The organism is Marinomonas sp. NPDC078689, from assembly GCF_044542435.1.
In the GTDB taxonomy this organism is placed as follows: domain Bacteria; phylum Pseudomonadota; class Gammaproteobacteria; order Pseudomonadales; family Marinomonadaceae; genus Marinomonas; species Marinomonas arenicola.
Window position 1 is genome coordinate 55300 of sequence record NZ_JBITUJ010000002.1, and the last position, 12809, is coordinate 68108.

The 12809-nt window shown below is 45.9% G+C and carries 14 protein-coding genes and 1 riboswitch; of the genes, 3 read left to right on the forward strand and 11 right to left on the reverse strand.

Annotated elements, in window-relative coordinates:
- The 4 genes from thiS to rsmI all read right to left on the reverse strand — a co-directional run bounded on the left by thiS (window position 1) and on the right by rsmI (window position 4827).
- Window positions 1–210 (reverse strand): sulfur carrier protein ThiS, encoded by a 210-nt coding sequence (thiS, locus tag ACIGBN_RS03385; RefSeq protein WP_243712019.1) that lies wholly within the window; start codon window positions 208–210, stop codon window positions 1–3.
- Entirely contained in the window at window positions 203–1627 is a 1425-nt protein-coding gene (thiE, locus tag ACIGBN_RS03390) for a thiamine phosphate synthase (RefSeq protein WP_396663656.1), read from the reverse strand. The genes thiS and thiE overlap by 8 nt, the downstream gene beginning before the upstream one ends.
- Before the next feature lie 14 nt (window positions 1628–1641).
- A complete protein-coding gene (gene thiC / locus ACIGBN_RS03395) occupies window positions 1642–3597 on the reverse strand; it encodes a phosphomethylpyrimidine synthase ThiC (RefSeq protein ID WP_133003276.1) in 1956 nt (651 codons plus the stop codon).
- Window positions 3598–3785: 188 nt separating this feature from the next.
- Window positions 3786–3889: riboswitch (TPP riboswitch) on the reverse strand.
- Window positions 3890–3966: 77 nt separating this feature from the next.
- A complete protein-coding gene (gene rsmI, locus ACIGBN_RS03400) occupies window positions 3967–4827 on the reverse strand; it encodes a 16S rRNA (cytidine(1402)-2'-O)-methyltransferase (protein ID WP_207923366.1) in 861 nt (286 codons plus the stop codon).
- A 32-nt stretch (window positions 4828–4859) separates the two neighbouring features.
- On the opposite strand from rsmI, the gene ACIGBN_RS03405 reads away from it, so the two are divergent.
- From ACIGBN_RS03405 to ACIGBN_RS03415, 3 genes are read left to right on the forward strand one after another with little or no spacing between them, the layout of a single operon-like run.
- A complete protein-coding gene (locus ACIGBN_RS03405) occupies window positions 4860–6707 on the forward strand; it encodes a penicillin-binding protein activator (protein WP_133003274.1) in 1848 nt (615 codons plus the stop codon).
- On the forward strand, window positions 6652–7041 hold the full coding sequence (locus tag ACIGBN_RS03410) for a YraN family protein (protein WP_133003273.1): 390 nt from the start codon (window positions 6652–6654) through the stop codon (window positions 7039–7041). The genes ACIGBN_RS03405 and ACIGBN_RS03410 overlap by 56 nt, the downstream gene beginning before the upstream one ends.
- Window positions 7042–7046: 5 nt before the next feature.
- On the forward strand, window positions 7047–7640 hold the full coding sequence (locus ACIGBN_RS03415; protein ID WP_133003272.1) for an SIS domain-containing protein: 594 nt from the start codon (window positions 7047–7049) through the stop codon (window positions 7638–7640).
- A 166-nt stretch (window positions 7641–7806) separates the two neighbouring features.
- Here the strand turns inward: ACIGBN_RS03415 and ACIGBN_RS03420 are convergent, their stop codons facing one another.
- The 7 genes from ACIGBN_RS03420 to rplM form a co-directional block, all read right to left on the reverse strand.
- Window positions 7807–8190, reverse strand: coding sequence for a ClpXP protease specificity-enhancing factor (locus ACIGBN_RS03420; RefSeq protein ID WP_133003271.1), 384 nt, complete (start codon window positions 8188–8190; stop codon window positions 7807–7809).
- Between the two features lie 184 nt (window positions 8191–8374).
- Window positions 8375–9007, reverse strand: coding sequence for a glutathione S-transferase N-terminal domain-containing protein (locus ACIGBN_RS03425; RefSeq protein ID WP_133003270.1), 633 nt, complete (start codon window positions 9005–9007; stop codon window positions 8375–8377).
- A 100-nt stretch (window positions 9008–9107) separates the two neighbouring features.
- The gene (locus ACIGBN_RS03430) at window positions 9108–9878 is read right to left on the reverse strand and encodes a cytochrome c1 (protein WP_396663660.1); all 771 of its coding nucleotides are present in this window, start codon (window positions 9876–9878) and stop codon (window positions 9108–9110) included.
- Window positions 9879–11117: a cytochrome bc complex cytochrome b subunit gene (locus tag ACIGBN_RS03435; RefSeq protein ID WP_396663662.1), complete on the reverse strand. Its 1239-nt coding sequence runs from the start codon at window positions 11115–11117 to the stop codon at window positions 9879–9881.
- Complete coding sequence (petA, locus tag ACIGBN_RS03440; RefSeq protein ID WP_396663664.1) at window positions 11117–11749, reverse strand: ubiquinol-cytochrome c reductase iron-sulfur subunit; 633 nt, start codon at window positions 11747–11749, stop codon at window positions 11117–11119. Before petA ends, ACIGBN_RS03435 begins: the two co-directional genes overlap by 1 nt.
- 211 nt (window positions 11750–11960) lie before the next feature.
- Complete coding sequence (gene rpsI / locus ACIGBN_RS03445; RefSeq protein WP_133003268.1) at window positions 11961–12353, reverse strand: 30S ribosomal protein S9; 393 nt, start codon at window positions 12351–12353, stop codon at window positions 11961–11963.
- Window positions 12354–12367: 14 nt separating this feature from the next.
- On the reverse strand, window positions 12368–12796 hold the full coding sequence (gene rplM, locus ACIGBN_RS03450) for a 50S ribosomal protein L13 (RefSeq protein WP_115898655.1): 429 nt from the start codon (window positions 12794–12796) through the stop codon (window positions 12368–12370).
- Window positions 12797–12809: the final 13 nt, after the last annotated feature.

The window sequence follows — 12809 nt, forward strand, 5'->3', positions numbered from 1 at the left end:
TTAACCCCCTGCAATGGATTCAAAAATAAACACATTCATATCGCTTTCAAGCATGGTTGTTGCCCACACACTTTTAGGCACCACGGTTTGATCAATGGCCACTGCAATGCCTTGAGACGGCTTATCCAGTTGATGCAATAAATCCATTACCGTCTTTCCCAAAAAGGACAGTGGACTGTCGTTCACATAAAGCGTGATCTCGTTACTCATCAAAAGCCGCCTTTTCTGTTTGATACAAAGACAATAAGTCCCGTGTGGCTTGCACTGGGTTATCGGCTTTGGTGATCGCGGTCACCAAGGCCACACTGTCGACCCCTGTTTTTAACACGGGCGCCACACGTTCGGCATTAATGCCACCAATGGCCACCGTCGGATACACTCCTTTTAACAAGGAGGCATAGAAGCCTAAGCGTACAAGACCTTGCGGCTGCGACGGCATGTCCTTGGTTTGAGTAGGGAAAATATGACCCAAAGCAATGTAACTAGGGTGAATCTTCATCGCATTGGCAATTTCAAAATAACCATGAGTGCTGATGCCCAGCGCCAAGCCTGCTTGACTAATGGCACTCAAATCCGCCACCGCTAAGTCTTCTTGGCCAAGATGTATCCCAAAAGCGCCATGCTCAATGGCTTTTTGCCAGTAATCATTAATAAAGACCTGAGCCTGATAACGCTTACCCAGTGCCACAGCGCCTTTAATTTGGCTGTCTAACGTTGAAACGCTAGGGTCTTTGATTCGCAGCTGAGCTGTGGTCGCGCCATTTTCGAGCACCAATTCCAGCCAAGCGAGCGAATCTACCACCGGATACAAACCAAATTTCTGCATATCGATAGCAGTAAATGACAAATCACTCACGTCTGCGGACGCCACTGAACTGAGCGCTGTGATGCTGGGCAAATACTGAGTGTGTTTCGGCCAACCTGCACAGCCCTCGAGATCACTGGCCAAATAGGTCTGGCCCATAGTGATGGCATCCAAGGTGTCATAACCATGGGCTAAGAAGCAGGCCAACGAAAAGGTACGGGCGTCTTGTTGAGTTTGCGATAATTTCTGATGATGCGCCGCAAGGGAAAAACCGCACGATTTCTGGTTCGCTATCAAGCACAGCGCTCCGCTCTGCTCATCGCTCAAAAGCCAGCTGGCCTCAGAGACAGAAAGCCAAGGCTGCAACGCAGTGTTAATGTCCGTTACTGACCCTGTGTTAAGGCATTCTACCAAGCAATCAAGCTGACGCTTGGGCGCCACAATGAGATCTGTGTTGGTTATCAATTCCGTTAAAAAACGATGGCAATTCACATTGGCATTGACCTCAGCGTTCAACACCACACTAACCGACGGCAACAAAGCTTTGATTTGCTTAAGCCATTTAGCACAACACACCACCAACTCATTTGATGGTAATGAATGCAAATAAATAACATCTGGCATCGATTGATCAAGCAAGCTTTGCCATTGGTCATCAAACTGCGCAAACGAACAAGAGACGCTTGACGGCTCGGCTTGCCGATACGTGTCTATATGCTTTACAACACACTTTAAATGCTCAGCAACCGTGGCTGACAAGGCGCGCGAACAGGCCGTAGCCTGTCGCGCGCCAACTTGCCAAATAACCGGAAGTTGATTCATAGTCGTTCCTCGGCTTACGCCAATTTATCTGTCGTTAATTTATCTGTCGTTAAGTAAACATCACTGCCTAGTTCACGAAACTGTTCTGACATTTTTTGCATCCCTGTTTCTGCCTCATGCTCAGCCGCAACAGCCGCTTGATCTTCTAAGCCTTTTGCGTAATCACGCACTTCTTGAGTGATTTTCATTGAACAGAATTTCGGTCCGCACATCGAACAAAAATGCGCCACCTTGCCCGATGCCTGAGGCAAGGTTTCATCGTGATAAGCCCGCGCCGTGTCTGGGTCCAGAGCAAGGTTAAATTGATCTTCCCAGCGAAACTCAAAACGCGCCTTAGATAAGGCGTTGTCGCGCACTTGAGCACCTGGATGGCCTTTTGCTAAATCGGCTGCATGAGCCGCAATTTTGTAGGTGATCAAGCCTTCTTTGACGTCTTCTTTATTGGGCAAACCCAAATGTTCTTTTGGCGTCACGTAACACAGCATGGCACAGCCATACCAGCCAATTTGTGCGGCACCAATGCCCGACGTAATGTGATCATAGCCAGGGGCGATGTCTTGTGTCAGCGGACCTAAGGTATAAAATGGCGCCTCATGACAATGCTCTAATTGCTCCGTCATATTTTCTTTGATCAGTTGCATTGGCACATGCCCAGGGCCTTCGATCATCACTTGCACATCGTATTCCCAAGCCACTTTCGTCAACTCACCCAAAGTACGCAGTTCTGACATTTGGGCTTCATCGTTGGCGTCCATAATCGAGCCTGGGCGTAACCCATCGCCCAATGAAAGCGACACATCGTAGGCGGCACAAATTTCACAAATGTCGCGAAAACGTTCATACAAGAAGCTTTCTTGATGATGAGCCAAGCACCACTTCGCCATAATGGAGCCACCACGAGACACAATGCCCGTTAAGCGTTTGGCGGTCATTGGTACAAAACGCAACAGCACACCCGCGTGAATGGTGAAGTAATCCACCCCCTGCTCCGCTTGTTCGATCAAGGTGTCTTTGAATACTTCCCAATTTAGCGCTTCGGCAACGCCATTTACTTTTTCTAACGCTTGGTAAATCGGCACAGTACCGATCGGCACAGGCGAATTACGCAAGATCCACTCTCGGGTTTCATGAATGTTTTTACCGGTCGATAAATCCATCACGGTATCGGCGCCCCAACGGGTTGACCAGACCAATTTTTCGACTTCCTCTTCAATCGACGAGGTCACGGCTGAGTTACCAATGTTGGCGTTCACTTTCACCAAAAAGTTACGACCTATGATCATTGGCTCGCTTTCAGGGTGATTAATATTGGCGGGGATAATGGCGCGCCCAGCGGCGACTTCATCACGAACAAACTCAGGGGTAATGCGTGTTTGAATGTTTGCACCAAAACTTTGGCCGGGATGCTGCTTCAGCAACAATTCGCTTTTTATCGCGTCTAGATTTTGATTTTCACGCAGCGCAATGTATTCCATTTCTGGTGTCACAATGCCTTGTCTAGCGTAATGCATTTGAGTGACACACTTGCCTTTACGGGCTTTACGAACAGTTAGCAGGTTCTGAAAACGCAGGGACTCTAGAGCAATATCACTTAATCGTGCCTTAGCAAATTCTGACGACACCATGGGTAATTCATCCGTGTCGTCTCGACGTTCAATCCAAGGAGCGCGCATGGGAGCCAACCCTTGGTGGACATCAATATTGGCTTCAGGATCGGCGTAAGGGCCTGAGCAGTCATAAACGTAAATCGCTTCATTTGGCTCAAACGTTAAGTTGTCTGGGTCTGATCCGATCGGCGTATCTGTCAGATTGATTTTGCGCATAGGCACACGAATAGAGTCTTCTGAGCCGGTTAGGTAAATACGCTCAGAGGCAGGAAAAGGCCTTGCTTGCAATGACTCAATAAAAGATTTGGCGTCAAGGCGTGCTTGATCGCGTGTTTTTTTGGTGGTTTTTTGTGGTGTCGACATAAGCAGTTCCTACTAAGAAAAAAATAGAGAATTGCTTGTCTGGGGTGCTGTCTTACGAAACAAAAGCCCGTTATTTAGGCGTTTTATATCGCAAAAAAGATGAGTCCTGTGGATCTGTTTGAATGAGGAAAAATGACGCGACATCAATCGAACAAAATACACAGGAGTTCATTTGATGCAGATAAGAAAATGGAGACTTTCTTGTTTCCTACGCGGGTCTTAACCCGATCAGGTTCTGCGGATCCCGCACTAAATATGCGATCTCAGCCAAATGGCACTCCGACAAGTGCCAACGAGTATACTCAGTCTTAATCTAATGTAAACACTCAGTGCTCACATTAGATTCGACCAAACGATCAAGAAAAAATGCTACTCGCCTTGCATTTCCAAGGCCATTTTATAGAGGTGATTTTTCTTCTCTCCGGTTAATTTTGCCGCCATCGACGCGGCTTGTTTAACAGGTAAATCTTCCAAAAGAATGCCCAAGATACGCTTTGATTCGAGTTCTTTTTCGTCGCCGCTTTCTTGAATAAAGCTCAGCATGACAACAAACTCACCGCGCATCTGGTTTGCGTCGGCATCAAACATAGCAAGAATTTCTGCGGCTGTGCCCGACAAAAAGGTCTCGAACGTTTTGGTTACTTCACGGGCAAGGACCAATCTAGCATCATCCCCGTAAACATTTAAAACATCCTTAATTGAATCATAAATACGGTGCGTGGATTCATAAAAAACCACCGTACCAGTTTGTTTTTTCCATGACTCAAACAAGTCGCAGCGTGCTTTTGACTTTGCTGGGACAAACCCTGCAAAAAAGAACTGATCCGTTGGTAAGCCCGAAGCACACAAGGCAGAAATCAAAGCACAAGCACCAGGCACTGGTGTCACTGTTAAGCCGCGAGCACGCAAGAAACTGACAATGTGGTAACCCGGATCAGAAATAAGTGGCGTACCGGCATCCGATACTAGGGCAACATTCTTCCCCTCTTCCAACAAGCTAGCGACGTACTCAGACTTGTCTTTTTCATTATGATCGTGGATCGAAAAAAGTTTGGCTTCGATGCCAAAATGATTCAACAATCGACGGGTGTGACGAGTGTCTTCTGCCGCAATATAGTCTACATCGCGTAAAGTTTTTTCAGCTCTTATACTAAAATCATCAAGATTGCCTATTGGGGTTGCAACTATGTAGAGCGTCCCCCTCACATCATCTGAACTATGTGCTACCATATTGCCTCTTTTATCTGTCATTTTATGAGCTTATGAGCCTAATTAATCTTCGCATCATATCATTAACCGTCTGTACATTTCTGCTAAGTGCTTGTAGCTCGACGAATTTAAATAGATCGCAGGGCACTTTACCGCAATATACACCGCCAAGTAGTCAAGAAAGCACCGCGCCTGACAGCATCTACCATCCGTATCAAGCGCCAAAAGAATTGGTGACCGCGTACGACAACGCGCTGCAATTTTACAAAGACGGTGAGTATCAAAATGCTCACGATACCTTGGGTGAGAAAATACTCATTACGCCCTCTCGCATCCAATTTAAGGCGTCTTTATTAGCGTCTTTGATTGCCGCAAAACTGGACGATCCCATCAAGGCCATGGCGTTATTAACACAAGCCAGCCAACTGGATTCTGCCCAAGAGCCGAGCAATCAAATTCAGCTTAATGAAACCAAAGCCATCGTGTTGGAACACACAGGGCATTGGTCACAAGCCATTACACTCAGGCTTTCACTAGATGACTCTTTGACGGGTGATGACAAAGCGTATAACCAAGCCGCGTTGTGGGCCAGCATTCAAAACCTGACCGACACCCAAGTGCAAGGGCTCGAGCAAAGCTCGCAACCTAATCTAGAGGGTTGGCTCACGATCAGCAAAATATTGCGCAATCAAACCCTATCGATTGAACAACAACTCACTCAATTCCAACACTGGCAAGCACAATACCCAGAACACCCTGCGGCGCTTAATCCACCACTGGATTTTAAAGTGATCGCCAAGCTGGGTGAAATGGCGCCAAAGAAAATCGTCCTAATGTTGCCAATGAGCAACAAACTGGAACGTGCATCCCAAGCGATAATCGATGGTTTTTTCTCCGCCTATTACCATCAGAAAACCAAACGAGCTGATATTTCTATTATCGACACCGACAGCTACCCAAACATAGCTGATGCACTCGCGGCAGCAAACGCGCTGCATCCTGATGTGATTATTGGGCCTCTTAAAAAGAGCAAGGTCGCACGCCTTAGCCAATTAACATTGAGCCACCCTGTTATTGCGCTAAACCAACTGGGCACCAATGCTTATGTTAATAACCTCTTCCACTTCTCGTTAAGCTCCGAAGACGACATTCACGAACTGATCCATTTCGCGAAGCAAGCCGGAGCGAAAAAAGCCGCTATTTTGAGCACCCAAAGCACTTGGGCATTAAGACAAGCGGATGAATTTTTACAAGCGGCCAAGAAAGAAAACATTAGCGTTGCCGCTAACCTTTCTTATAAAAACGCCTCACGAGACCGTCAAAATACGGTACAAAAACTGTTACTGGTGAATGAGAGCAAGCGTCGCATCGCCCTCATTCAGCGCTGGACAGGGGAACAAGTGGACAGTGTTACAAGACCTAGGCAAGATTTAGACTATGTGTATTTTGTTGGCAAACTGAGCGATGCAAAACAAGTTCGCCCTTTGCTGGATTACTACTTTGCCAAAAGCATCCCTATGCTGGCCAGCAGTACGCTTAACGATACGCCACCAGAGCGCAATATAAATTTTAGCGACATTGAGCGCATCCTATTTACAGAAATCCCGGCCATCGCCCAAAAAAGCAGTCTACTTGATGAAGTCTCAACAGACCGAGATTCTAATATTCTGCGCCGTTTGTACGCGCTCGGAGCGGACGCCTATTTACTCGCTAACCGCTACCCTTTGTTTGTACAACTAAAAAGTACGCGACTTTCTGCTAATACAGGCATTATTACCATGGATAAAAATGGTATATTCCATAAACGACCTGAGATTATGACTTACCGAAAAGGAAATTTGGTTAATGCCGTCAGTACTCAATTTTTTCACAAGGAAGAAACGGAACTCCCCGAAGAATAACGGGGAGAAAGCCGAGCAAGCGGCTGAGCTTTATTTACAGCAGCAAGGATTGCGACTGATCGATAGGAATTTCCACAGTCGCATGGGAGAAATTGATCTCATTTTCCTAGACAATGATACCTATGTGTTCGTCGAGGTGCGCTTTCGCGCCAACGCATCGCATGGCAGCGCCGCAGAAAGTCTCAATCCGTCAAAGCTTAAAAAAGTCAGATTGACCGCGGACTACTGGTTACAACAAAACAATAAATCAACAAATGCCTGTCGTTTCGACGCCATATTGTTTGATCAAGAAATAGACACTCAACATTTAACTTGGCTTAAAGCAGTATTTTAACCATTATGGATTTTCAAGAAGCGATCTACACTCAATTTGCCCAAAGTTTTGAGGCTCAGCAACAAGCACTAGAAAGCTTGCCCCCTTATATAGAACACGCGGCTCGAGTCATTTTCTCAAGCGTCGCTTCTGGCGGTAAAGTAATTTGTGTGGGAAACAGCACAGGCTCACATTTGGCTCAGTATTTTAGTACTCTGATGTTAGATCGGATGGACAGAGAGCGCCCCGGCTTGCCAGCCATCAACCTAAGCGGCGATGGCGCCGCCCTACTCGCAATCACTCACAGCGACAGCTACCATGACGTTTTCTCTAAGCAGATAACCGCCATTGGCAACCCTGGTGATATTTTGTTTGTGATTGCCAATCGCGGTAACACCTCGCCCATCATTCAAGCCATCCAAGCGGCCCACGAGAGAAAAATGAACATTGTGGCGCTGACCAGCCCAGAAGCCAAAAACGTGTCTTCTTTGACCTCTCGTGACGACACAGAAATTAAAATCAACCTACTTGGCACCGCCCGTGTTCATGAATGCCAAATTACCGTTATCCACACCTTGATTGATTTACTCGAACGTCAACTGTTTGGTTACGACGAATAAATCACGCCTTTTTTTCAAACACAAAAACACCGCTAAAAAATACCAAAAAAAAGAGCCTCACGTGAAGCGCCCCATGTTGGTTATCCAACCACCAGGAGCGACTTCATGCGCAGGCTCTTCTTTTATCTGACATTGTCTTATTTCTGCGTTTAGTCGCGAATTCAGACTATTTGACCACTTTTAATGTGAACGCTTTCTTTTCAGGTTTCGGTGGCGTTGGCTCTGTTGGCCCTTCTGGAAACTCTTCGTCAGGAAACACAAAACCGTCGCCATTTTCTTTGGCGTAAAGGGCTAAGGCCGCCTTCATAGGAACATACACCTGCATAGGCTTACCACTAAAGCGCGCTTCAAAAGACACCGCGTCTTTGTCCATAATCAAATGACGCACGGCAGACATGCTGATATTCAATACAATCTGACCGTCTTGCACAAACTCTCTTGGTATTACAGCACCTTCGTGGTCTGCATCAACCAAAAGGTAAGGCGTCATATCATTGTCGGACACCCACTGATACGCCGCGTTCAGCAAATAAGATCTTTTAGGTAACATTACAACTCCCATGGTTCTCACCTTTATAAACAAGGCAAAACCGATATTCGATATTTTACTTTACGTCAAATTCGATCAGCGCCATAACAGTGCATAACCGATACTATCTTTTCGTTGTTCAGCAAACAATTTGTACAAAAAAGGAGCCATACAAGCTCCTTTTTCACATCAAATACCAGACAAATTAGTCTAGGCGCATTTCTTGTTCTGCTTCAGATAGGCTCTCTTTGAATGACTCACGAGAGAAAACCAAGTCCATATACTTATGCAGTGAAGCCGCTTGGTCTTTTGGAATGTCTACGCCCAACGCAGGCAAACGCCATAAGATAGGCGCAAGACAACAATCAACAATCGTAAACTCATCACTCATAAAGTAAGGTTTTTCTTCAAAAATTGGTGATACGCTGATTAAGCCTTCACGCAATTCTTTTTGTGCTTGCGCCACTGCTTCTTTGTCTTTACTAGAAAGAATCAAATCAACCAATTTCGCCCAGTCACGCTGAATGCGGTACATGTACAAACGGCTTTCTGCACGAGCAACAGGGTAAACAGGTAATAGAGGCGGATGAGGAAAACGCTCATCTAAATATTCCATCATTACGTTTGGCTCATAAAGAACCAAATCACGATCTACTAAGGCTGGCAATTCATTGTATGGATTCACATCAGCCAATTCATCTGGCTTATTGAATGGGTCCACATCAATGATGTCAACAGTAACGGCTTTTTCAGCCAGCACGATACGTACTCGATGACTGTAATGATCTTCGCCATCGGAGAAGAACGTCATTGAAGAGCGCTTAGCAATAACACCCATGTATAACCCCTATCTTAAAAACAACACAAGCCCAAAAGGGCAAACTAATAAAATGGCCAATCAACTCGTCTTGTTAAGACTCACTGACCAGTCGATAATTTTATGCAAGATCCCGCCAAAACTCTCGCTTTAGCAGATAAGCAAAAAGCACAAACAAACCAATAAAAAGCAGCACTTTCAATCCAAGAGACTCCCTGTCCGACCGCGAAGGGTCTGAAGTGTAAGCCAAAAAATTCGCGATATCATACGCCACTTTTTTAAACTCTTGATCTGTCAGTTGACCTTTTTTTATTCCATCAACAATACCACATTTTGAATCACTCAATAGAGTCGATAATGAATACTTGCCATTAAAGGCATTCGCTGCTTCCTCGCAGCGCAGCTGTCTCTCCCCCTGCAAATGTTCTAACACATTTGGCATCATGGAATCTGGAGAAACACTATTATTCACACCAAAAGGGCGCGTTTTATCCTGATAAAATCCCTGCAAGTAGCGATAAATCCAATCTGGACTATGGCGACTCGCGGCCAGCGATAAATCCGGCGGAACAACACCAAACCAAGCCTTAGCGTCCGATTTTGTCATTGTTGATGTAATTTGGTCGCCTATTCTAGCATATTTCGGCAATAAATTTTCGGCAAATAACGATTTAGGAATAGTTAAATCTTCTGCGACTCGACTATATCGTACATATTGCAATTGATGACAACCGGAACAATAGTTTGAATACAAAGCAAAACCGCGCTGTAAGGACGGGAGGTCACCGGCATCAGGGGTTATTTTATCCAAAGCCGCGGTTTCTGCTAGCGCCAAAGGCACACTTAATAAGAAACACAACGCTAAAATAACTTGTCGCCAGATAAGCTTCATTTACTGCACCCTTTCTGGAACAGGCAAGGTCGTTTCATAGCGAGAATACCAAGGCATTAACAAGAAGTAAGCAAAATACAGCACACTACACAACTGCGCGATGCCCGTCGAAAGCGCGCTAACAGGCAGACTCCCAACCAAACCCAAGAGCACAAAGCTGAGACAAAACAGCATCAAGAAAAGCTTACTTAATCGACCTTTATAACGAATGGATTTCACAGGGCTTTTGTCCAGCCATGGCAAAGCAAAAGGCACAACCACCGCAGACACCATAACCAAGGCCCCTAAAAATTTGGCATCTAAACCAAACAACGAAAAAGTCACTGCCCGCAACATGGCGTAAAAAGGAGTGAAATACCAGAGCGCAGCAATATGCTCAGGCGTCTGCAGCCGATTGGCAGGCTCCAAATTGGCCTTCTCTAAAAAGTAACCGCCCATAGTCGGAAAAAAGAACACCACAATACAAAACAAAAACAAGAACACACCGATGGCCAAAACCTCTTTGCTTACAAAGTACGGCGCAAAAGGAATCGTATCCAAAGGAACGCCGTTTTGGTCTCGGTGCTTCTTAATGTCTATGCCCGCAGGGTTATTGGACCCCACGTGTCGCAACATGGAAAGGTGCAAAAAAACCAACAACAAAAGCAACAACGGAAAGGCAATCACATGCAAAGCATAAAAACGCTTTAGCGTTACGCCAGAGACAAAATAATCCCCTCTGACCCACTCTTGCAAACTCGTGCCCACCACAGGAATACTGCCAAAAATAGAGGTAATCACTTGCGCGCCCCAATAAGACATTTGCCCCCATGGCAACAAATACCCCAGAAAACCCTCGATCATGATGACAAAATATAAAGTCATCCCGAACAACCAAACAAGCTCTCTCGGTTTTTGATAAGAGCCATACAACAAGCTGCGCAAAACATGAAAATACAACACAATAAACAGCGCTGAGGCGCCCGTGGTATGCAGGTAGCGAATCAACCAGCCATAAGGCAGGTCACGCATAATATATTGGATCGATGCAAACGCCTTCTCAGGTGAAGGCTCATAACTCATGGCCAACCAAATCCCAGTGAGCAACTGATTCGCCATCAAGACGAGAGCCAGCACCCCAAACACATACATAAGATTGAGGTTTTTAGGCACATGATATTCGGTGAAATGCTTCTTATACAAAGACTTAATAGGAAAGCGCTCGTCTAACCAATCCACCACACCACGCAATACCGCCATTAGGCCTTAACCTCACGGCTAACGCCAATTTCAATCACCGTGTCGGTTTTATAAAAATAAGGCGGCACTATTAAATTCGCTTGCGCAGGATAATGCTTGTACGCCCTTCCCGCCAAATCAAAACGAGAGCCATGACATGGACAAACAAAGCCGCCCTTCCACGATGCATCCAAATTTTTAGCGGCGCGGTCAGGGCGATACGTTGGTGAGCACCCTAGGTGCGTACAAATACCTATCAATACGGATATTTCAGGCTTGATCGAACGATAGGTATTTTGCGCATAGCTAGGTTGTTGATCTTTTTGCGAAGAGGGGTCCACCAGCTGAGCGGTTAAACTGGCTAAATCAGTGAGATTCTGCGGGGTTCGCTTCACGACCCAGACGGGCTGCCCTTGCCATTCAACGGTCATCTGCTGCCCTAACTCTAGCTTGCTAATATCCACTTGAAGCGGCGCCCCAGCGGCGCGACTCTGGCGACTGGGTTGCCAAGCCGCCACAAACGGCGTTGCAACGCCAACAGCACCCAGGGCACCTAGCGTACAGGTCGAGCCAATTAGAAACTGACGACGCCCTTTATTCACTTCATTTGCCACCAGCGCACTACTCCATCCTAAGCGAGAAACCGACCACATGCTAAGCAGTCCGTTTACTTACTCTTATAACAGGCCATTAAAAGCGGCTTTTTAATCGTTTTTTTCAGTCAAAAGCTCACAGAGTTAATCACATTCTATTCAATAAATGCGCTTAACTCTACGCCTTCTCATTTCTCTTTTTGATAAATTTAGAATAAAAAAAACGCCTGGTGCAAACACACCAAGCGTTTTGATAATCTGAAAACGAAAATTAACGTTTTGAGAACTGAGGACGACGACGTGCTTTGCGTAGACCCACTTTTTTACGTTCAACTTCACGAGAGTCACGAGTAACGAAACCGGCAGAACGTAGAGTGCGGCGTAGTGTTTCGTCGTATTGCATCAATGCGCGAGTGATACCATGGCGGATTGCACCAGCTTGACCAGAAATACCACCACCTTTAACAGTGATGTAAACGTCAAATTTTTCAGTAGCGTCAACAAGTTCAAGAGGCTGACGAACAACCATTTGAGCCGTTTCACGACCGAAGTACTGAGCAAGCGAGCGGTTGTTGATAACTAGGTTACCAGTACCGGCTTTAAGGAACACACGAGCGGTAGACGTTTTACGACGACCTGTACCGTAGTATTGAGTAGCTGACATAATGATCTTCCGTATTAAATGTTAAGGGCTTGAGGCTGTTGAGCAGCATGTGGATGCTCAGTACCAGCGTACACTTTCATTTTCTTGTGCATTGCGCGGCCCAAAGGACCTTTTGGCAACATACCTTTTACGGCGATTTCAAGAACGCGCTCAGGAGCGTGATCAATCAACTTCTCGAAATTCATAGAACGCAAGCCGCCTGGGTAACCAGTGTGGCGGTAGTATTGTTTCGCAGCTGCTTTGTTACCAGAAACGTGAACTTTCTCAGCATTGATAACAACGATGTAATCACCAGTGTCAACGTGCGGAGTGTATTCAGCTTTATGCTTACCGCGTAAACGGCGAGCAATTTCGGTAGCCAAACGGCCTAGAGTTTTGCCTTCAGCATCAACCACGAACCAGTCGCGGCGTACTTCAGCAGGTTTAGCTGTAAAAGTTTTCATCAAAAAACCCTTT